Raw genomic sequence first — 20,419 nt, forward strand, 5'->3', positions numbered from 1 at the left:
GGGTGCGGGGTGCGTCGGGGGGAGTCGCCATGGCCCGCTGCCTGCCCGCTGCACGCGCGATTGCCAAGTCCTTCCGCTTTGGTGCGGCCACCTTGCGCGACAGCCTCCGGCCACGGCAGATTGCCCCCATGGACGTCTCCGGCCGGCTGGCCCCCGTGATCGACCTGCTGTTTCCACCGCGCTGTCCGGTCTGCCGCGACACGCTGGCCCGGCATGGCGGCCTTTGTGCTGTTTGCTGGTCCGCGCTCGACATTCCGGGGGATCCGGCTTGCAGCTTGTGCCAGCGCCCGCTGGGGGACGGCGTGGTAGCGACCGGCGATCTGCTCTGTGCGCCCTGCATGGCCGAGCCGCCGCGCCACGACGGGATCGCTGCGGCGACCCTCTATGGCGATGCGACGCGGGCACTGGTCCTGGGCTTCAAGCACGGGCGCAAGATCGGGCTTGGCGGGCTGATGGCGCGCCTCATGATCGCGCGCCTGCCACCACTCGAGGGCGATTGGCTGGTCGTTCCCGTACCTCTCCATCGCTGGCGCCTGTGGCAGCGGGGCTACAACCAGTCCGCACTGCTTGCCGCCCCGATCGCACGGGCGACGGGTCAGCGCCTGCTGGTCGATGGCCTCGTGCGGCACAAGCGGACGCCGTCGCTGGGCGGCCTTGGCCGCAAGGCGCGGGCGGACGTGCTGCGCGGTGCGATCGGCGTGAGGCCGCGGCATGCCGATAGGTTTCGCGGTGCGCAGGTGCTGCTCGTCGACGATGTCCTGACAAGCGGCGCAACCACGGATGCGTGCATTCGCGCGCTGCGCAAGGCCGGAGCGGTGCGGGTCAGGATCGTGTGCTTTGCGCGCGTCTTGCCCGAGGGCGAGGCAGGGGCGTCGGTGATGACCGCCGCGGCGGGGTAGGTCTGGATCGACAACACCCGGAATCGAAAACGCCCGGAGCGCGAAGCCCCGGGCGTCTCGTGACGAACGGATATGAAACCCGAAAAACCCCCAACTCGATACCTCGTGATGAACGGGGCTCCCTCTCGGCCCTGACCGTAGCCCCGCCATCAAAATCTCCGGATGCCCGCGCCCTTCTTGATGAAGGGTCAGCTGGGAACCGGTCCCTCGCGTATCCCTGAACTTTGGCGCTTTCCGCGCCGCCTTGCGGCGGTTCAGTATGCGGTTCCCTCAAACCGCAGGTTCTTTCTTGACGATTGCGTGCCGGGAAGGAAGGGAAACCCGCAAGGGCACCCGATTTTGCCGCGAACTTGTGGTTATCCTGCAACATTTGTCGCGAGGGTGCAGGAATTGGACGGAGGAATTACCAGCGATGTCTGCCGATAGCGATGCGACCCTGCGCGAACAGGGCACCGCCTTCATGCCGCGCTTCGATGCTGCGGGGCTGGTGACGGCGGTGGCCATCGACCATCGCAACGGCCAATTGCTGATGCTCGCGCACATGGATGCCGAGGCGATCGCCCGCACGCGCGAAACCGGGCTCGCGCACTTCTGGTCGCGCTCGCGGCAAAAGCAGTGGATGAAGGGGGAAACCTCGGGGCACGTGCTCAAGGTGATCGAGATCCGCGTCGATTGCGACCAGGACGCGCTGGAACTTCGCGTCGAACCCGCCGGGCCTGCGTGCCACACCCTGGCGCAAAGTTGCTTCTATCGTCGCATAGCCGAGGACGGCACGCTCGAGCAGATTGCCGTTTGACGTTTACGTAAGGTGCGCGTTATGCTCCGGCCCATGGAGCCAGAGCCTTCGCTTCCCGACCATTCCGCGCACATCGATCGCCCCGATGCGCTGGCGCGCGACCGGTTCACGATCAGCGACCTCTGTGCCGAATTCGCCGTCACCGCCAGGGCGCTGCGCTTCTACGAGGACGAGGGTCTGATCGCGCCGACGCGGCAGGGCACGTCGCGGATCTATTCACGGCGGGACCGGGCAAGGCTTGCGTGGATCATGCGCGCGAAGAACGTGGGCTTCAGCCTGGCCGACATCCGTGAGATGATCGACCTCTACGACCTGGGGGACGGACGCGTCCAGCAGCGCCGCGTGACCATCGCCAAGTGCCGCGAGCGCATCGAGGCGCTGCACCTGCAACAGCAGGACATCGCCTCGACCATCGCCGACCTCGAAAGTTTCGTCGCCCAGCTGGTGCAGATGGACGGCGAGGTCGATCCGCCTCAGGCGTAGAGTTCGTCGAGCAGGCCGGTCAGCCCCAGCCAGGACTGGCGATCGGCGCTGGCATCCTAGCCGATGGCGTCCATCCCCCGGCCATCGCTGCCGGGATCGGTGAACCCGTGCTTGACCCCGGAATAGGAATGGAAGTGCCAGTTCGCCCCGGCGGCGTCCATTTCTTCCCAGAATGCCATGACTAGCTCGCGTGGGACCATGGGGTCGGCATCGCCGTGCGCCACGTAGATCCGCGCCGCGATCGGCGTTTCGGCCGTGGCGGGGCGTCCGCTCGAAAGAATGCCGTGGAAACTGGCGGCCAGTGCCAGCGGTGCCCCGGCCCGCGCCAATTCGAGCGCAGCCTGCCCACCCATGCAATACCCAATGGCCGAGAGCGTCAGGCCGGGTGCCGCTAAGGCGAGCGCGTGGAGCCCGGCGAACAGCCGCGCGCGATAGTGGTCGACATCGGCGCGCAAATTATCGGCCAAGGGGCGCGAGGCGGCAAAGTCTGCGACCGGTTCCCCGTAGAAGTCCGCGACCATGGCGATGAAGCCGGCATCGGCCAGCATCTGCGCCCGGCGCGCCATGGCGGCGTTGTGATTGACGATGGTCGGCAGGATCAGGATGGCCCCGCGGGCCGCGCGTTCGGGGCGGGCGAGCCACCCCGTCAGCGCGACGCCGTCGTGCGAATAATCGATCTGTTCCAGCGCCATGGCCATCACTCGGGCAGGAAGTCCGGCACCGAGAGATAGCGCTCGCCGGTGTCGTAGTTGAAGCCGAGCACGCGGCTGCCGGTGGGCAATTCGCCCAGCTTCTGCGCGATCGCGGCCAGCGTGGCGCCCGAGGAAATGCCGACGAGGATGCCTTCCTCGCGGGCCGAGCGGCGTGCCCATTCCTTGGCCGCGGCGGGCTCGACCTGGATCACGCCGTCGATCGATTGCGTGTGCAGGTTGCCGGGGATGAAGCCGGCGCCAATGCCCTGGATCGGGTGGGGGGCCGGCTGGCCGCCCGAGATCACCGGCGACAGTGTCGGCTCGACGGCGTAGGCCTTGAGGCCGGACCAGTGCTTCTTCAGCTCTTCCGCGCAACCGGTCAGGTGGCCACCCGTGCCGACGCCGGTAATGATCGCATCGATCGGGCTGTCGGCAAAGTCGGCGAGGATTTCCTGCGCGGTCGTGCGCACGTGCACCGCGACATTGGCCGGGTTGTCGAACTGCTGCGGCATCCAGGCGCCAGGCGTCGAGGCGACGAGTTCCTGCGCGCGCGAGATCGCGCCCTTCATGCCCTTTTCGCGCGGGGTGAGGTCGAACGTCGCGCCATAGGCGAGCATCAGCCGGCGCCGTTCGATCGACATCGATTCGGGCATGACCAGCACGAGCTTGTAGCCCTTGACCGCAGCGACCATGGCAAGGCCGATGCCGGTGTTACCCGATGTGGGTTCGACGATGGTGCCACCGGGCTGCAGCGCGCCGCTGGCCTCGGCATCCTCGATCAGGGCGAGGGCGATCCGGTCCTTGATCGAGCCACCGGGATTGGTGCGCTCGCTCTTCACCCATACCTCGTGGTCGGGAAACAGGCGGGACAGGCGAACATGCGGCGTGTTGCCGATGGTGGCGAGAATGGAATCCGCTTTCATGTCGCGTGTGCTCCTTTGGTGGTGAGCGGTCAGGATTGATACTTTGCGGCAAAGGTCCGGGCGCGGCGCAGTTCCGGAAACCCGATGGCCCATGCCAGGGTAACGACTATCGCACCGACGCCGCCGAACACAACAGCCCCGGTTGCGCCGAGCAGCGCCGCTGCCACGCCCGACTGCATCTCGCCCAGCTCGTTCGAGCACGAAATGGCAAGGCCCGAGATCGCCGACACGCGCCCGCGCACCGCATCCGGTGTGTGCAACTGGACCAGCGTGCTGCGGATGAAGACCGAGACCATGTCCGCCGCGCCGATCAGCACCAGCATCGCCAGCGACAACCACAGGTTGCGCGACAGGCCGAAGGCAATCGTGCCGACACCGAACACGGCCACGGCCAGCAGCATCTTGGTGCCCACCTCGCGCTCGACCGGACGGCGCGATAGTGCGGTCGCCACCAGTGCAGCGCCGAGCCCGGGCATCGCGCGCATGATGCCAAGGCCATAGGAGCCGATCGGCTGCCCGTCGAAGGTCAGCACGTCGCGCGCATAGACCGGCAGCAGCGCGGTCGCGCCGCCGAGCAGCACGGCGAACAGGTCGAGCGTGATGCAGCCGAGCAGGAAGCGGTCCTTCCACACGAACCGGAACCCATCGGCGATCTGGCGCACCGGATGCGCCTTGCTGTTTTCCGCCGGCGGGGGAAGGCGGCGGATGCCGAAGGCGCCGATCGCGGCAATGGCGAGCAGCGCGCTCGACACTGCATAAGGCAGGGCGCCGTAGATCGCGAAAAGGACGCCGGCGAGCGCCGGTCCGGCCATCGAGCCGATCTGCCAGGCCATCGAGTTGATCGCGATCGCGCGCGGCATCAGCGGCGCCGGCACGATGTTGGGCGCGATCGACGACAGGGCGGGGCCGATGAACACGCGCGCCGTGCCGTGGGCGGCGGCAAGCGCGAAAAGCAGCGGCAATGACAGGGCATGAAACCCGGTTGCCACGGCCAGCACGAACGCGACGCTGCAGTCCAGCACCATCGTCAGACCCGTCACCAGCCGCCGGTCGAAGCGATCCGCGACGACGCCGGCCACCGGGGTGAGCAGGAATTGCGGAATGAACTGGACCAGCCCGACGAGGCCGAGCATGAACGCGGCCTGCTTGATGTCCATGCCGTACTGGCCGCGCGCGACGTCATAGAGCTGGTACCCGAGCACCACGACCATGCCCGAGGTCGCCACGACCGAGAACAGGCGGGCCACCCAGAAGCGGCGATAGTCAGGAATCTGGAACGGTGAGGTCGGCCCGGCAGCGGGCGGCAGGGGGGCGCTTTCGGTCACGCCCGCGTCTGTGGCAGTGCGTACGTGCTTTGCCAAGCGAACAATTACTTGCCTGCAGATTGGGAAAAATCATCGGTCGTAAGAAACGACCATGGCAGGACTTAGCCTGATCAGCCCTTGCCACGCAGCCGGGCATTGGGCTGCAACTGCTTGATCATCTTCGTGAAGTCGTCCTGCCGGATGATCCGCTCGAACTGGAAGCCGGCGCGTGTCTCGTCGGACCACACGAGGAAGGCCTCGATCCGGCCGATATGCGGCAGGCGCAGCGTCACCCGCTCGCCCCGGCCGAGGTCGAGCGTATCGCGTACCATGAAGCCGGTGGTCGAGACGTTGACGATGTTCAGCATGACATCGCCCAGCCGCCGATGCTCCCCGATGACGGGAAGGTGCACGGGGTGTCGGGTGGACCGGCGCAGGTCGGTCACTGATAGCTGCGCGCCGCCGGACATGTGGTCTCCTGCCGGATGAGATACTCAGGTCCGGCAGGCATACCCTGGAATGGCTGACATTTCGTAAAGACGCGGCACCGGCATGCCGCGCCGCGGCAACGGCCTGCCTTCAGGCCGGCTTGAGGATGCCGTGCTTCTTCTTGCCCGACGACAGGCGGCGCTCGGCCCCGACCTCGATGGTCGCGGTTTCGTCGGCAAGCGGCTCGCCATCGAGACGCGCACCGCCACCGGCGATGAGGCGCTTGGCCTCGCCGCGGCTGGCCGCGAAGCCCAGTTGCAGCAGCGCGTCGATTACGCCGATGCGACCTTCGCCGACGATCACGGTCGGCAGGTCCTGCCCGAGCCCGCCGCCGGCGAACGTCGCCTTGGCAGTCGCTTCCGCAGCGTCCGCTGCCTCGCGGCCGCGCACCAGCGCGGTGACCTCATTGGCCAGCACGGTCTTGGCGGCGTTGATCTCGCTGCCCTGCAGCGCCTCGAGCCGGGCGATCTCGTCGAGCGGCACGTCGGTGAAGATGCGCAGGAAACGGCCCACGTCGCGGTCGTCGGTGTTGCGCCAGAACTGCCAGAAATCGTAGTTCGGCAGCTGCGCCTCGTTGAGCCAGACCGCGCCGTTGACCGACTTGCCCATCTTGGCGCCGTCGGCCGTGGTCAGCAGCGGCGTGGTCGCGCCGAACAGCTCGATCCCGTTCATGCGCCGGGTCAGCTCGATGCCGTTGACGATGTTGCCCCACTGGTCCGATCCGCCGAACTGCACGCGGCAGCCATGGCGCAGCGCCAGCTCGCGAAAGTCGTAAGCCTGGAGGATCATGTAGTTGAATTCGAGGAAGGTCAGCGGCTGTTCGCGATCGAGCCGCAGCTTGACCGAGTCGAACGTCAGCATGCGGTTGACCGTGAAGTGCGGGCCGACCATGCGCAGCAGCTCGATATAGCCCAGCTCCGACAGCCATTCGTCGTTGTTGACCATGACCGCGCCGGTCGCGCTGTCGTCGAAGGTCAGCAGGCGATCGAATACCGTGCGGATCCCGGCGATGTTGCCGGCGATCAGCTCGTCGGTCAGCATCTGGCGGCTGGCATCCTTGCCGGACGGATCGCCGATCTTGGTGGTGCCGCCGCCCATCAGCGCGATCGGCTTGTGTCCGGCCTGTTGCAGGCGCCGCAGCAGCATGACCGAGGCGAGGTTGCCGACATGGAGCGATGGCGCGGTGGCGTCATAGCCATTATAGCCTACCACGATTTCCTTGGCCGCGAGGGCATCGAGACCCTCGGCATCGGTCAACTGGTGGATATGGCCCCGCTCGGACAGCAGGCGCAGCAGGTCGGACTTGTATTCGGTCATGGGTGCCTCGAAGTGGAGCGGGGCGCCTAGCATGAAAGGACGTGCCTTGGAACCGGCGCCGCTCGCCCCGCATCCCGACCATCCTCCGGTCGCCATCCGCAGCGCGACTGCGCGCATCACGACCATGGATGAGCACTGGCTGTGCCTGCGCTGGCGGGTCGAGGGCACCACCGCGCTCGTCATCCCCGCGTTTGCCGGCCGGGCACGGCAGGACGGCCTGTGGCAATCGACCTGCTTCGAGATGTTCCTGGCCGAGGAGGCGGGGGAGGGCGGCTATGCCGAATTCAACTTCGCCCCTTCGGAAAGCTGGGCGGCGTACGATTTCGACGGCTATCGCGACGGCATGGCGCCGCGCCCGCTGCCGCGCCAGCCGGTCCTCACCCCCCGCCGCGGGCAGGACGTGCTGATCTTCGACGTTGCCATCCCGCGCGCCGGACTGCCGCCGCTCCCATGGCGCATCGGCCTATCGGCGGTGCTGGAAGAGGCGGGCGGGGTCAAATCGTACTGGGCGCTGGCGCATCCGCCGGGCCGGGCCGATTTCCACCACGCGGCTTGCTTCGCTGCGCGGGTTGAGGCACCGCAGCAGCCATGAAGACCGGACTGGATCGCCTGCTGGCCGAACCCGAACTGCGCGCGCCGCTCGCCGGCCGTCGCACCGCGCTCGTCGCGCACCCCGCCTCGCTGACGCACGACCTCGTCCACGCGCTCGACGCGCTGGCCGCCTGTCCCGGCGTGACGCTGACCGCCGCCTTCGGGCCGCAGCATGGGCTGAAGGGCGACAAGCAGGACAACATGGTCGAATCGCCCGATTACCGCGATCCGGTCCATGGCATCCCGATCTTCAGCCTCTACGGCGAAGTGCGCCGCCCGACCGCCGCGATGACCGACAGCGCCGACGTATTCCTGTTCGACCTGCAGGACCTCGGCTGCCGGATCTACACCTTCGTCACCACGCTGCTCTACCTGCTCGAGGCGTGCCACGGCACCGGGAAGGCGGTGTGGGTGCTCGATCGTCCCAATCCCGCCGGCCGCCCAGTCGAGGGCACTCGGCTGGTGCCGGGCTGGGAAAGCTTCGTCGGTGCGGGGCCGATGCCGATGCGCCATGGCATGACGCTGGGCGAAATGGGCCACTGGTTCATCGCGCACTACGGCCTCGACGTCGATTACCGGGTCGTCACCATGGAAGGTTGGCAGCCCGACGGCGCGCCCGGGTTCGGCTGGCCGCAGGACCGCATCTGGATCAACCCCAGCCCCAATGCCGCCAGCCTGGCCATGGCGCGCGCCTATGCCGGCACCGTCATGCTCGAGGGCACGACCCTGTCCGAAGGCCGCGGCACGACCCGCCCTCTGGAGGTGCTGTTCGGCGCGCCCGATATCGATGCCCTTTCCGTTCGCGCCGAGATGGAGCGCCTGGCCCCCTCATGGCTGGCCGGAACGGCCATCCGCGAATGCTGGTTCGAGCCGACCTTCCACAAGCATGTCGGCACGCTGTGCCACGGCCTGATGCTGCACCCCGAGGGCGCCTTCTACGACCACGCCGCGTTCCGGCCCTGGCGCCTGCAGGCCCTCGCGTTCAAGGCGATCCGCAACCTCTATCCCGACTACCCGCTGTGGCGCGATTTTCCCTACGAATACGTGCTCGACAAGCTGGCGATCGACGTCATCAACGGCGGCCCGGCCCTGCGCGCCTGGGTCGACGATCGCGCCGCCACGCCCGAGGTGTTCGAAGCGCTGGCCGCGATCGACGAAGCCAGCTGGATCGACGAACGCGCGCCCTTTTTGCTTTATTGAGCGGCGCTTCCGGCCTGCGGGGGTGGGGCAGGGCAGGTTGCTCGAGGCCACCCCTCCGTCAGCGCGTGCCGCGCTGCCACCTCCTCGCCTTTCGGCAGGGAGGACCTTCGCTCGATCCTCCCCACTTGGTGGGGAGGGGGGCCGCCGCGAAGCGGTGGTGGAGGGGAATATCGTCCGACCCTCCGCCAGCGATCCCAGCACGATAAACCCCGCCTACTGCCCAACCGGCGCCGCAGGCGGCGGTCCCTGATCTGCATAGGCATTACCCCGGTCGTCGACCTGTGCCCATTCGGGTGCCTCCGCCGTCCAGATCACCGTATCGGGGACAAGCCCGTGGCCGGGATCGAGGAAGCCGAGGCGAAACGTGCGCAAGTGCATGCGGCCCGAGGACTGGGCCATGACCGCGGTCCCGCATTGCGGGCAGAAATACTGCGTGAGCGAGTTGCCCGACGGTGCGGTGTAACCGTGTTGTCCCAGCGCGCCGGAAACCGTCACGCTTTCTGCCGGGAAAATGGCGTTGTTGGTCGAGCCTCCGGACGCGACCTTCTGGCACTGGTGGCACCAGCACTGGCGCACCGCGACTGGCGCTTCGGCGGTGATCGTTGCAGTGACCGCTCCGCAGGCGCAGCGTCCGGTAAAGCTCATGGCATGTCCTTCCGATCGGGTATTGTTAGTCAGCCAAACAAATTGTACGCTCGGCCCAGCCCGAGAGGATAACGACAAACATGCTCAAGCTCTACAGTTTCGGCCCTGCCGCCAATTCGATGAAGCCCCTGCTCACGCTGTTCGAGAAAGGCGTGCCGTTCGAGGCGAACCGTCTCGATCCGGCGAAGATGGAGCACCATTCGGACTGGTTCAAGGCGATCAACCCGCGCGGCCAGGTACCGGCCCTGGTGGATGGCGACAAGGTCGTGACCGAGAGCACCGTCATCTGCGAGTATCTCGAGGACGAATACCCGACGGAGGTCGTCCTGCGCCCGGCAGACAGCTTCGGCCGCGCACAAATGCGGGTGTGGACCAAGTGGGTCGACGAATACTTCTGCTGGTGCGTCTCGACGATCGGCTGGCACCGCTATGTCGGCAAGATGGTGCAGAACCTGTCCGACGCGGAGTTCGAGGAGAAGGTCAAGGCGATCCCGGTCGTCGAGCAGCAGATCAAGTGGCGCCGCGCGCGCGAGGGCTTCCCGCAGGACATGCTCGACGAGGAAATGCGCAAGATCGCCTATTCGGTCCGTCGCCTCGACGATCACCTCGCCGATCACGAGTGGCTGGTCGAAGGCCAGTATACACTGGCCGACATCTGCAATTTTGCCATCGCCAACGGCATGCAGATCGGCTTTGCGGACCTGGTCAACAAGGAAGAGACCCCGCATCTCGTGCGCTGGATCGACCAGATCGCGGCGCGCCCGGCGGTCAAGACCATGTACGAGCGGGTGGAGCTGGAAAATCTCGGCGCGCGGCGCTGATTTTTTCGAGCGTCCATCGAAGGAAATTGCACGCATCGAGGGTTTTGCCAGAGGTGGCCTTGCTATAGGGCCGCCCACGGGCGGTGGCGCTGGCCTCGCCCGCTGACGGAGCCTCGATGCAAGACGTGCTGCTTGCGGACGACGGCGGGCGCTATGGCGCGCCCGATCCTCGCCGCCGTTCCCTGTCGTTCGTGCTGGCTCTGGCCATGTCGCTGGCGTTGCTGGCGGCGCTGGTATCGGTGGGTCTCTACGACCCGGTGATGAAACACGAGGGGGGCACGCTGACGGCGGTGACCCTCTCCGCCGCGCCGGGCGAGAAATCGCCCGAACCGCCCGCACAGCAGAAGGCGGCGCAACAGGCCCAGGCCTCGAGCGCCACGCCGCCCCCCGCCACGCGCGCGCCGCAGGTCGTGGTGCCGACCCAGCAGGCGGTGCAATGGCCCGAAGGCTTCATCCCCATGAGCCGCTCGGACTTTGCCGCGACCGACATCGGCAAGATCAAGGGGACCGGCGGTGCCGCGGCCGGGGCACAGGCCTCCGCGGGCGGCGGGGGCGGCGGCAAGAGCGGCTCGGCACCCGACGGCTCCAAGCTCTACAACGCGCAGTGGTATCGCGAGCCGCGCGATGCAGAGATCAACGGCTACCTGCGCCCCGGCCAGTCCACCGGCAAATGGGCCGAAATTTCGTGCCGGACCGTCGCGGCCTATCATGTCGAGGATTGCGAGGAACTCGACGAAAGCCCCCGCGGCTCGGGCATGGCCCGCGTGCTGCGTCAGGCCGCCTGGCAATTCCTGGTCCGCCCGCCGCGCGAGAACGGCAAGGTGCTGGTGGGCGCCTGGGTCCGCATCCACTTCGATTTCATCCGCAGCAAGCGCACCGACGATGCAGGCGGTGGCGCCGGAGACGACGGCGCGCCGAACTGAGGCAGGGGGGAGCTACCTAGGGGACGATCTCGATATTCTGCCCATCGGTGACCACGGCCTCGGGCCGATCGTGCTGGACCGCCTGCAATACCTGATCCACCGTTGGCGTGGACTTGAATGGCGTAAACACCATTTTGCGCTCGAACATCGTCAGTGTCAGGTCGATCGCGGGGCGCTTCAGTTCCCCAGAGACAGGGTTGGGGGCAACCTCGGCGGTCACGCCCGCATCGCCGATCCCGATGACATAGCGATCGGCTTCCCCGGGAATGCGATAAATGCCGCGTGTCCGGTCGGATGAGGGATCCCGACAAAGCGCAGGCGCCGTGGCCGGTTGCGCATCGGCCTTGGTCGGCTCCTCCTCTGCCGTCACGATAAACGTCGCGGCCAGGATCGCATGCTGCATGTCGCGCTTGCCGCGTTGCGCCGGCTTGAACACCAGCGCATCCGGGCAGGCCGCGAGCACCACCGCCGCCGGTAGCGGCGTTTTCGGCGCGGGCACCGTCAACGCGGTTGCCGCCTTGAGTAGTGCGGCGTCGAGCTCGCCGGGCGACAGCGTATTCGAGCTCATCCGCATGGTCACGAGCCATGGATCGGCAGGGATCACGACGGCCCCGGTGGAGCGGATGCTGCCGCCCTCGGTCGCCTGTACGACCCGAAGCGCGCTGGCACTGGCATGGCCACTGGGGGTGAACGCGGCAAACCGCGGCTCACCCGCTAGCTTTCCGCCCAGTCGTTCGACCGTACCAGCCATCGCCTGGCTCAAGCGGTCCGCCCACAAGGACGCCTGCGGCCAGCCTGCGCGGAACACATAGACCGTGAGAGTGGTCTGGCTGGCGTTATCGTTATACCCGATCGACACGTCGACGAGATTGGCGCTGCTTTGCGATAGTGTCGTGCGCATGAACGGGCCGAGCGAAGGCGGCAGTACTACGCCCGTCGGCGTGTGCGTCCACGGCGCGGCGGTGTCGACGACGATCATGCCCGATGGTGTGGCGGTGTCGTCGGCCAAGGCGGGACCGGCGATGGCAAAGGCCATGCCCAAGGCTAAAATCCCGGTCGTCGCACGAAATCCGAATGGTCGCCGCATAGCCTTGCCCCTTTTGGCAAGAGCTATCGCACCCGTTCGGTTTGGCAAGGGCTCGATCGCTCGGCTTTGGGGTCAGCCCATTTGCTGATCCCGCGCCCCTTGGGCGAGGATGCCGATTGAACCATCACCGCCAAAATCTGCTCAGGCGTCGATAAGGTCGCGGTCCACGTCGCCGGCGCGGTTCTGGATGAACTGGAAGCGGTGTTCGGGGTTGCGGCCCATCAGGCGGTCGACAAGGTCCTTCACCGCGGCGCGGCCTTCGTATTCGGGCGGGAGCGTCACGCGCAGGAGGCTGCGGCTCGATGGGGCCATCGTCGTTTCGCGCAGCTGTTGCGGGTTCATTTCGCCCAGGCCCTTGAAGCGGCCGACCTCGACCTTCTTGCCCTTGAACTTGGTCTTTTCCAGCTCGGCACGGTGCGCGTCGTCACGAGCATAGGCGGAGACGGTGCCTGCGGTCAGGCGGTAGAGCGGCGGCTGCGCGAGATAGACGTGTCCGCGCTTCACGATCTCGGGCATTTCCTGGAAGAAATAGGTCATCAGCAGCGTCGCGATGTGCGCACCATCGACGTCGGCGTCGGTCATGATGATGACGCGGTCATAGCGCAGCGCGTCGGGGTTGCAGTCCTTGCGCGTGCCACAGCCCAGCGCGAGGTTGAGATCGGCGATTTCCTGGTTGGCTCGGATCTTGTCGAGCGTGGCACTGGCGACGTTGAGGATCTTGCCGCGGATCGGCAGGATAGCCTGCGTCTTGCGATCGCGTGCTTGCTTGGCGCTGCCGCCGGCCGAATCGCCCTCGACGATGAAGAGTTCGGTCTCGCCCTGACCTTCGCCCGAGCAGTCGGTCAGCTTGCCGGGCAGGCGCAGCTTGCGCGCGTTGGTGGCGGTCTTGCGCTTGACCTCGCGCTCGGCCTTGCGGCGAAGGCGCTCGTCCATTCGCTCCATCACCGCACCCAGTAGCGCGCGGCCGCGCTCCATGTTGTCGGTCAGGAAGTGGTCGAAGTGGTCGCGTACCGCGTTCTCGACCAGCCGCGCGGCCTCGGGCGAGGTGAGACGGTCCTTGGTCTGGCTCTGGAATTGCGGGTCGCGGATGAACACCGACAGCATGATCTCGCTGCCGGTGATCATGTCCTCGGGCGTGATGTCCTTGGCCTTCTTCTGGCCGACGAGATCACCGAAGGCGCGGATGCCGCGGGTGAGCGCGGCGCGCAGGCCCTGTTCGTGCGTGCCGCCATCCGGGGTGGGGATGGTGTTGCAATACCAGGAATAGGCGCCGTCGGACCACAGGGGCCAGGCGATCGCCCATTCGACGCGGCCCATTTCCTCGCCCTCGGGCCCGGCCGGAAAGTCCTGCCGGCCGGTGAACGGCGCGGTGGTGACGCATTCGCGGCCCTTGACCTGTTCGGCGAGGTGATCGGCGAGGCCGCCGGGGAACTGGAACGTCGCCTCCGCCGGGGTGTCGTCGGAAATCAGCGCGGGATCGCACTTCCACCGGATGTCGACGCCGGCGAAGAGGTAGGCCTTCGAGCGCACGAGGCGGAACAGGCGTGCGGGTTTGAACTTCGCCTCCGCCCCGAAGATCTCGGCGTCGGGCACGAACGTGACGGTGGTGCCACGGCGATTGGGGGCGTTCCCGATCCGCTGCAGCGGCCCCTTGGGCAGACCGCACGAGAACTCCTGCGCGTAGAGTTCCTTGTTGCGCGCGACCTCGATGCGGGTCAGCGTCGACAGCGCGTTGACGACCGAGATGCCGACGCCGTGCAGGCCGCCCGACGTGGCATAGGCCTTGCCCGAGAACTTGCCGCCCGAGTGCAGCATGGTGAGGATCACCTCGAGCGCGGACTTGCCCGGATACTTGGGGTGTTCGTCCACCGGCATGCCGCGGCCGTTATCGGCGATGGTGATGCGCCCGGCCGCGCCTTCGGCGGCCTCCAGCGTGACCTCGATCCGGTTGGCGTGGCCGGCGACGGCCTCGTCCATCGCGTTGTCTAGCACTTCGGCGACGAGGTGATGCAGCGCGCGCTCGTCCGTGCCGCCGATGTACATGCCGGGACGGCGACGGACCGGCTCCAGTCCTTCGAGGACCTCGATGGCCGAACCGTCATAGGTTTCCTGCGGACTGGCCGCGGGCAGCTTGTCGAACAGGGAGCTGGAATCGTCTGTCGCCATGAGAACGGCTATAGAACACGCACCGATTCCGGCGCAAGCGGCGCGCGCCGGTTTATCCCATCCGATTTCGCACGGTCGGCGGGCGGCTTTGCCCGAGTCAGTTGGCGAACTTGGCCGGCGCCCGCGCCACAGTCACGACGCTGCCGCCGCCGACCTGCCGCACTTCGAGCGCACGTTCGGCAACGCCGTTGGCGTTGAAGCGGAACACGCCGTCCATGCCGATGAACCCGTCGCGGTCATAGAGCTTAGCCGTCGGGAACAGGGTGCCCGGCTTCCAGCTACGCGCGATGTTGAGCGTGAGCAGCACCGAATCGTAGCCCAGCGTGGCGATGCGCGCTGGTGCGGCGCCAAAGCGGGTGCGATACGACTGTTCGAAGCGGCCGAAGCGCTCGTCGGACACGGCCGCGAACCAGGCCCCCTTCATCGCGGGGCTGCGGGCGATGGCGCCGTCGCCGCTCCACAGTTCGGTGCCGATCAGGCGCATGCCCTTGGCGAAGGGGGCTGCCTGCAGCGCGATCCTGGCGCCATCGGCAATCACCAGCGCATCGACCGCGCCCTTGGCCCGGACGCGTCGGACCGCGCTGGCGGCCGAAGTGTTGCCGCGGTCATAGGCCTCGATCGCTGTGAGAGTCAGGCCGTTGGCGCGCGCCGCGTCGGTGAGCGCGGCGCCGACGCGCTGGCCATAGACGCCGCCGGGCACGATCGCCCCGACCGTCCTGATCCCCTGCGACTTGGCATAGCCGATGACGCGGGCGATCGACTGGCCGGGGACCTGGCCGAGGAGGAAGACGTCGCGATCGGCCGCCGCGATGTCGTTGGAATAGGTGATCATCGGCAGCTTGGCCGGACGGGCCACCGCAGCCACGGCCTGGACGTCGTCGGAGGTCAGCGGGCCGAGGATCAGGCGATTGCCATCAAGCACGGCCTTGCTTGCGGCGGCACCCGCACCCGTGCCGGTGTCATAGGTGGTGATGCGCAGCGACTGCGCATTGGTGTCGAGCAGCGCCATGGTCGTCGCATTGGCGATGGCCTGGCCGACCGCGGCGTTGGGGCCGCTCAGCGGCACCAGCAGCGCTACGCGATGGCGGCCGGAATCGCTGGGCAGCACGTTGTCCTGCGGGCCGGTCTCGCGCGGAGGCGGCGGGGTTGCCTGGCCGCCGGGCTTGGGAATGACCGCGCAGCCGGCCAGCAGCGCCGCGGGCAGCGAGAGCGCGACAAGCCGGCCGAGGCCCCGCCGCGTCCACATCGGTGAACCGCCGTTGCCTGCCATGGCGTCGTCGCTGCTGTGGTTGCCCGTCATCATCTGCTTGCCGCTCCCGTAAGCCCGGTCCATGGAACACGGATGGACACGCCACCCCTTGCATCCGGGCTCTATATCGTTGCCACGCCGATCGGCAATCTCGGTGACATCACCCGCCGCGCGGCGGACATCCTCGCCCGGTGCGACGTCATAGCCTGCGAAGACACACGCGTCACGGGCAAGTTGCTCAATCATCTGGCAATTCGCAAGCCGATGCGCCGCTATGACGACCATGCCTCAGCCGACCAGCGCGAGCGGCTGCTGGCCGAGATGGCGGAAAAGTCCGTCGTGCTGGTCTCGGATGCCGGCACGCCGCTGATCTCGGATCCCGGCTATCGCCTGGTGCGCGAGGCGCGCGAGAGGGGCCTGCCCGTCACCAGCCTGCCGGGGCCCAGCGCGATGGTCGTGGCGCTAACGCTGGCCGGCCTGCCGACCGACCGCTTCCTGTTCGCCGGTTTCCTGCCCTCGAAGGACAAGGCGCGCGGCGATACGCTTGGGGCGCTGGCGGCCGTGCCCGCGACGCTGGTGTTCTATGAAACCGGCCCGCGCCTCGTCGCCTCGCTGGAGGCGATGGCCCAGCATCTGCCGGGGCGCGAACTGGCCGTCGCGCGCGAGTTGACCAAGTTGCACGAGGAATGCCGCACGGGGAGCGCGGCCGAGTTGGCGGCGCACTATGCCGCCCACCCGCCAAAGGGCGAGATCGTCCTGCTGGCGGGGCCACCGCCCGAACCTGACGCGCCGGAGGGGGACGACGTCGATGCATTGCTCCGGGTTGCGCTGGCCGAGGCTTCGCCGTCGCAAGCGGCCGCGAAAGTCGCCAAGGCCCACGGTCTAGATCGCAAGGCGCTTTACGCGCGCGCCATGGAACTGAAAGAGGCGCCGTGAACCGCGCGCGGGCCGAGGCACAAGGCCGGCGTGGGGAGTGGCTGGCGGGCCTGTACCTCCAGCTCACCGGCTGGCGCATCCTGGCCCGGCGCGTCAGGATCAGCGTCGGCGAGGTCGACCTGGTCGCGCGGCGCGGACGCACCGTCGCGTTCGTCGAGGTCAAATGGCGGGCCTCCGCCGCCGCGCTCGATAACGCGATCGACGCAAGACGCCTGCAACGCGTGGCGCGGGCAGCGCAGGCCTTGCAGGCGCGCTATGCCGGGCCGAGGGACGACGTGCGGATCGACGTCATCCTTCTCGCCCCGCGGACATGGCCGCGCCGGATCACCAATGCCTGGCAATCCGGCGGATAGGGCCGGCGGATAAGTCCGGCGGGTAGGGCCGTGCGTCAGGCGTGGCCGGGGTGATGCTCGTCCTTCTTGTCGTGGTGGCCGTCGTCATGGCCCTCGTGATGGCCTTCCTTGTGTTCATCCTTCTTGTCGTGATGCTCTTCGGACGGGTGATCGACTGGCGGATTGGCCAGCGCCATGGCGGGAGCAGCAACGGCAAGGGCCGTTCCGGCCAGCATGGCAAGGAGCGGGGCGGCGAACGAGGTCTTGAGCATGGGGTCGCTATCCTGATGCAAAAGGACAATGGTTGGCGAAGTGCGCCTTGTCGGGCGCGGTTTCCTTTTTGATCGCGCTTCCCGCAAATCGGCTTTAAACCGCCCCCCGCACGACTACCAATTGACCCGGAGCACTTGCCTTGACCCTGCGCGTTGCGGTCCAGATGGACCCCCTTCATTCGATCAAGATCGGCGGCGATTCGACCTTCGCGCTGATGCTGTCGGCGCAGGCGCGCGGGCACGAGCTGTGGTACTACCACGTGACGACGCTGGCCTGGGAGGCCGGCCGCGTCACCGCCGATGCGGCGCCGGTCACGGTGCAGCCGGTCGAGGGCAATCACTACACGCTGGGCGAGACCCGCAAGATCGACCTCGGGCGCGACGTTGACGTGGTGTTGATGCGCCAGGACCCGCCTTTCGACCTCGGTTACATCACCGCCACGCACCTGCTCGAGCGGCTGGAGGGCGAGACGCTGGTCGTCAACGATCCACGCTCGGTGCGCAATGCGCCCGAGAAGGTCTATGTTCTCGACTATGCGCGCTTCATGCCGCCGACGCTAATCACCCGTTCGGCGTCCGACGTGCGCGCCTTCCAGCATCGCCATGGCGACCGCGCCGTGGTGGTCAAGCCGCTGCATGGCAACGGTGGCAAGGCGGTGTTCAAGATCGACGCCGACGGCGGCAACCTTTCGGCACTGGCCGAGCTGTTCGGCCAGGTGTGGCCCGAACCCTTCATGGTCCAGCCGTTCCTTCCCGAAGTGGCCGAGGGCGACAAGCGCATCGTGCTGGTCGACGGCGAAGTGGCCGGTGCGATCAACCGCAAGCCGGGCGAGGGCGAGTTCCGCTCCAACCTCGCGGTCGGCGGCTATGCCGAGGCGGCGACCCTGACCGATCGCGAGCAGGAAATCTGCGCCGCGATGGCGCCCGAACTCAAGGCGCGCGGTCTGGTCTTCGTCGGTATCGACGTGATCGGCGGCAAGTGGCTGACCGAGATCAACGTGACGTCGCCCACCGGCATCGTCGCGATCGACAAGTTCAACGGCACCGACACCGGCGGTATGATCTGGGACGCGATCGCCCGCCGGCTTTGATCGCCGCCTTTGACAGACAGCACGGGGGGCGAATTCGCCCCTCGTGCGTTGGGCCTGCCATGAACGACTGGATTCTGCAGTTTATTGCCGATGGCGGCTATTGGGGCATCGCGTTCCTGATGGCGCTCGAAAACGTGTTTCCGCCGATCCCGTCCGAGGTGATCATGGGCATGGGCGGCATCGCCGTGGCCCAGGGCAAGATGGCCGTGGCGCCGCTCATGGTGTTCGGCACGATCGGCTCCACGCTCGGCAACTACGCCTGGTTCCTGCTTGGCCGCTGGTTGGGTTACGAGCGCCTGCGCCCGTTCGTCGCCCGCCACGGCCGCTGGCTGACGCTGGACTGGCCGGCGATGGAGCGGCTGGTGCGCTTCTTCCGCAAGCATGGGCAATGGGTGGTCTTCGTGATGCGCTTCTCGCCCGCCATGCGCACGATGATCTCGCTCCCCGCCGGGCTGGCGGAAATGGGGCACGCGCGGTTCCTGGTCTTCACCTTCGCCGGCGCCGCGATCTGGAACGCACTGCTGGTCTGGGCGGGATGGCATCTGGGTCAGCATTACGAGAAGGTCGCCAAGTACACCGGGCCGGCGTCGCTTGCGCTGATGGCGGTGCTGGTGCTGGCTTACCTGTGGCGCGTGCTGACGTGGAAGCCGCGCCAGGCTTGAGCCTGGTCGAGGCCCCACCCCTCCGTCAGCGCTGACGCGCTGCCACCTCCCCATCGGGGATGGGGAGGATCGAGGAGCATATAGATTTAAGATCCTCCCTACCGACAGGCGGGGAGGGGGACCGCCCGCGCAGCGGGTGGTGGAGGGGCCGGCACCTGGCCGCACCCCTCCAGCAAAATCAGGCGGCGCCGTCCTTGGCGAGCCATTCCTCGAGATACTTGATCGAGTACCCGCCATCGAGCACCGTCGGGTCTTCAAGCAGGCGCTGGTGCAGCGGGATCGAGGTCTTGACGCCGTCGATCACCATTTCTGCCAGGGCGCGGCGCAGGCGCATGATGCAGCCTTCGCGGGTGCGGCCATAGACGATCAGCTTGGCGATCATCGAGTCGTAGTACGGCGGGATCTTGTAGCCGGCATAGAGCCCTGAATCGACGCGCACGTGCATGCCGCCCGCGGCGTGATAGCTCTTCACCAAGCCCGGCGAGGGCGCGAAGGTGAACGGGTCTTCCGCGTTAATGCGGCACTCGATCGCGTGGCCCTTGAACTCGATCTCATCCTGCGTGACCGACAGCGGCTTGCCGTCGGCGATGCGGATCTGCTCGCGCACGAGGTCGACGCCGGTGATAGCCTCGGTCACCGGATGCTCCACCTGCAGGCGGGTGTTCATCTCGATGAAGTAGAACTCGCCGTTTTCCCACAGGAACTCGATCGTGCCCGCACCGCGATAGCCCATGTCGGCCATGGCCTTGGCGACGATGCCGCCCATGCGATCACGCTCGGCCGAGGAAATGACCGGCGAGGGCGCTTCTTCCAGCACCTTCTGGTGGCGGCGCTGCAGCGAGCAGTCGCGCTCGCCCAGGTGGATTGCCTGGCCGTTGCCGTCGCCGAAGATCTGGAATTCGATGTGCCGCGGGTTGCCGAGGTACTTCTCGAGATACACCGTGGCGTCGCCGAACGCCGCCTTGGCTTCCGACCCGGCCTGCTGCATCAGCGTCTCGAGGTCGTCGGGGCTGTTGCACACCTTCATGCCGCGGCCACCACCGCCCGATGCGGCCTTGATGATCACCGGATAGCCGATCTCCTCGGCGATCTTGCGCGCTTCCTCGACATCGGAAATTGCGCCGTCCGAGCCCGGCACCAGCGGCAGGCCGAGCGCGCCGGCGGTGCGCTTGGCCTCGACCTTGTCGCCCATCGTGCGGATGTGCTCGGGTTTGGGGCCGACCCAGGTGATGTCGTGCGCTTCGACGATCTCGGCAAAGCGGGCGTTTTCGGACAGGAAGCCGTAGCCGGGATGGATCGCGTCGGCCTGGGTGATCTCTGCCGCCGAGATGATCGCGGCGATGTTGAGATAGCTGTCCTTGGCCGCCGGCGGCCCGATGCAGACCGCGTGGTCGGCGAGGCGCACGTGCATCGCGTCGGCGTCGGCGGTGGAGTGTACCGCCACCGTCTCGATGCCCATTTCATGCGCGGCGCGGTGAATGCGCAGCGCGATCTCGCCGCGGTTGGCGATCAACAGGCGCTTGATGGCCATGTGCCCGGCA

Annotated in this window: 22 protein-coding genes; 11 read left to right on the forward strand and 11 right to left on the reverse strand. The window is 67.4% G+C overall.

The features are described 5' to 3' along the window. From V7Q48_RS08480 to V7Q48_RS08490, 3 genes are all read left to right on the forward strand, one after another. A partial coding sequence (locus V7Q48_RS08480) for a double zinc ribbon domain-containing protein (protein WP_442947111.1) occupies positions 1 to 899 on the forward strand: 899 nt, incomplete at its 5' end. A 412-nt stretch (positions 900 to 1,311) separates the two neighbouring features. Further along, positions 1,312 to 1,695, forward strand: coding sequence for a phosphoribosyl-AMP cyclohydrolase (gene hisI, locus V7Q48_RS08485; RefSeq protein WP_333837518.1), 384 nt, complete (start codon positions 1,312 to 1,314; stop codon positions 1,693 to 1,695). Positions 1,696 to 1,728: 33 nt separating this feature from the next. Continuing rightward, positions 1,729 to 2,178: a MerR family transcriptional regulator gene (locus V7Q48_RS08490; RefSeq protein WP_333837519.1), complete on the forward strand. Its 450-nt coding sequence runs from the start codon at positions 1,729 to 1,731 to the stop codon at positions 2,176 to 2,178. 56 nt (positions 2,179 to 2,234) lie between these two features. Here the strand turns inward: V7Q48_RS08490 and V7Q48_RS08495 are convergent, their stop codons facing one another. The 5 genes from V7Q48_RS08495 to tyrS form a co-directional block, all read right to left on the reverse strand. Further along, positions 2,235 to 2,876: a dienelactone hydrolase family protein gene (locus tag V7Q48_RS08495; RefSeq protein ID WP_333837520.1), complete on the reverse strand. Its 642-nt coding sequence runs from the start codon at positions 2,874 to 2,876 to the stop codon at positions 2,235 to 2,237. Then, complete coding sequence (gene cysK / locus V7Q48_RS08500) at positions 2,876 to 3,793, reverse strand: cysteine synthase A (RefSeq protein WP_333837521.1); 918 nt, start codon at positions 3,791 to 3,793, stop codon at positions 2,876 to 2,878. The genes V7Q48_RS08495 and cysK overlap by 1 nt, the downstream gene beginning before the upstream one ends. A gap of 29 nt (positions 3,794 to 3,822) precedes the next feature. Further along, entirely contained in the window at positions 3,823 to 5,118 is a 1,296-nt protein-coding gene (locus tag V7Q48_RS08505) for an MFS transporter (RefSeq protein WP_333837522.1), read from the reverse strand. A gap of 110 nt (positions 5,119 to 5,228) precedes the next feature. After that, on the reverse strand, positions 5,229 to 5,567 hold the full coding sequence (locus tag V7Q48_RS08510) for a PilZ domain-containing protein (protein WP_333837523.1): 339 nt from the start codon (positions 5,565 to 5,567) through the stop codon (positions 5,229 to 5,231). 109 nt (positions 5,568 to 5,676) lie between these two features. Beyond that, a complete protein-coding gene (tyrS, locus tag V7Q48_RS08515) occupies positions 5,677 to 6,903 on the reverse strand; it encodes a tyrosine--tRNA ligase (RefSeq protein ID WP_333837665.1) in 1,227 nt (408 codons plus the stop codon). 46 nt (positions 6,904 to 6,949) lie between these two features. Between tyrS and V7Q48_RS08520 the strand changes: the two genes are divergently transcribed. Next, entirely contained in the window at positions 6,950 to 7,495 is a 546-nt protein-coding gene (locus V7Q48_RS08520; protein WP_333837524.1) for a DOMON-like domain-containing protein, read from the forward strand. Next, on the forward strand, positions 7,492 to 8,694 hold the full coding sequence (locus V7Q48_RS08525; protein WP_333837525.1) for an exo-beta-N-acetylmuramidase NamZ family protein: 1,203 nt from the start codon (positions 7,492 to 7,494) through the stop codon (positions 8,692 to 8,694). The genes V7Q48_RS08520 and V7Q48_RS08525 overlap by 4 nt, the downstream gene beginning before the upstream one ends. Before the next feature lie 213 nt (positions 8,695 to 8,907). Here the strand turns inward: V7Q48_RS08525 and V7Q48_RS08530 are convergent, their stop codons facing one another. Then, entirely contained in the window at positions 8,908 to 9,339 is a 432-nt protein-coding gene (locus tag V7Q48_RS08530) for a GFA family protein (RefSeq protein WP_333837526.1), read from the reverse strand. Positions 9,340 to 9,419: 80 nt separating this feature from the next. Between V7Q48_RS08530 and V7Q48_RS08535 the strand changes: the two genes are divergently transcribed. Both V7Q48_RS08535 and V7Q48_RS08540 read left to right on the forward strand, forming a co-directional pair. Then, positions 9,420 to 10,160 (forward strand): glutathione S-transferase family protein, encoded by a 741-nt coding sequence (locus V7Q48_RS08535; RefSeq protein WP_333837527.1) that lies wholly within the window; start codon positions 9,420 to 9,422, stop codon positions 10,158 to 10,160. Between the two features lie 125 nt (positions 10,161 to 10,285). Continuing rightward, entirely contained in the window at positions 10,286 to 11,083 is a 798-nt protein-coding gene (locus V7Q48_RS08540) for a hypothetical protein (protein ID WP_333837528.1), read from the forward strand. Positions 11,084 to 11,099: 16 nt separating this feature from the next. On the opposite strand, the gene V7Q48_RS08545 is transcribed toward V7Q48_RS08540, so the two are convergent. The 3 genes from V7Q48_RS08545 to V7Q48_RS08555 form a co-directional block, all read right to left on the reverse strand. After that, positions 11,100 to 12,092 carry a hypothetical protein gene (locus tag V7Q48_RS08545; protein ID WP_333837529.1) on the reverse strand — a complete coding sequence of 331 codons (993 nt, stop codon included), beginning with the start codon at positions 12,090 to 12,092 and terminating at the stop codon, positions 11,100 to 11,102. A 219-nt stretch (positions 12,093 to 12,311) separates the two neighbouring features. Next, entirely contained in the window at positions 12,312 to 14,336 is a 2,025-nt protein-coding gene (gene parE / locus V7Q48_RS08550; RefSeq protein WP_333837530.1) for a DNA topoisomerase IV subunit B, read from the reverse strand. A 97-nt stretch (positions 14,337 to 14,433) separates the two neighbouring features. After that, a complete protein-coding gene (locus tag V7Q48_RS08555; protein WP_333837531.1) occupies positions 14,434 to 15,669 on the reverse strand; it encodes a penicillin-binding protein activator in 1,236 nt (411 codons plus the stop codon). Between the two features lie 9 nt (positions 15,670 to 15,678). Here V7Q48_RS08555 and rsmI point away from each other — a divergent pair, with 9 nt between their 5' ends. Further along, positions 15,679 to 16,521 carry a 16S rRNA (cytidine(1402)-2'-O)-methyltransferase gene (rsmI, locus tag V7Q48_RS08560; protein ID WP_333837532.1) on the forward strand — a complete coding sequence of 281 codons (843 nt, stop codon included), beginning with the start codon at positions 15,679 to 15,681 and terminating at the stop codon, positions 16,519 to 16,521. After that, complete coding sequence (locus V7Q48_RS08565) at positions 16,518 to 16,874, forward strand: YraN family protein (RefSeq protein WP_333837533.1); 357 nt, start codon at positions 16,518 to 16,520, stop codon at positions 16,872 to 16,874. Before rsmI ends, V7Q48_RS08565 begins: the two co-directional genes overlap by 4 nt. A gap of 35 nt (positions 16,875 to 16,909) precedes the next feature. Here V7Q48_RS08565 and V7Q48_RS08570 read toward each other — a convergent pair whose 3' ends face one another. Beyond that, positions 16,910 to 17,125 (reverse strand): hypothetical protein, encoded by a 216-nt coding sequence (locus tag V7Q48_RS08570; protein ID WP_333837535.1) that lies wholly within the window; start codon positions 17,123 to 17,125, stop codon positions 16,910 to 16,912. A 140-nt stretch (positions 17,126 to 17,265) separates the two neighbouring features. Here V7Q48_RS08570 and gshB point away from each other — a divergent pair, with 140 nt between their 5' ends. Next, positions 17,266 to 18,216, forward strand: a complete 951-nt coding sequence (gene gshB, locus V7Q48_RS08575) for a glutathione synthase (RefSeq protein WP_333837536.1) — start codon at positions 17,266 to 17,268, stop codon at positions 18,214 to 18,216. Between the two features lie 59 nt (positions 18,217 to 18,275). After that, a complete protein-coding gene (locus V7Q48_RS08580; protein ID WP_333837537.1) occupies positions 18,276 to 18,878 on the forward strand; it encodes a DedA family protein in 603 nt (200 codons plus the stop codon). Positions 18,879 to 19,056: 178 nt separating this feature from the next. Here V7Q48_RS08580 and accC read toward each other — a convergent pair whose 3' ends face one another. Further along, positions 19,057 to 20,409 carry an acetyl-CoA carboxylase biotin carboxylase subunit gene (gene accC, locus V7Q48_RS08585; protein WP_333837539.1) on the reverse strand — a complete coding sequence of 451 codons (1,353 nt, stop codon included), beginning with the start codon at positions 20,407 to 20,409 and terminating at the stop codon, positions 19,057 to 19,059. Between the last annotated feature and the right edge of the window lie 10 nt (positions 20,410 to 20,419).

This window comes from Novosphingobium sp., assembly GCF_036803765.1.
In the GTDB taxonomy this organism is placed as follows: Bacteria; Pseudomonadota; Alphaproteobacteria; order Sphingomonadales; family Sphingomonadaceae; genus Novosphingobium.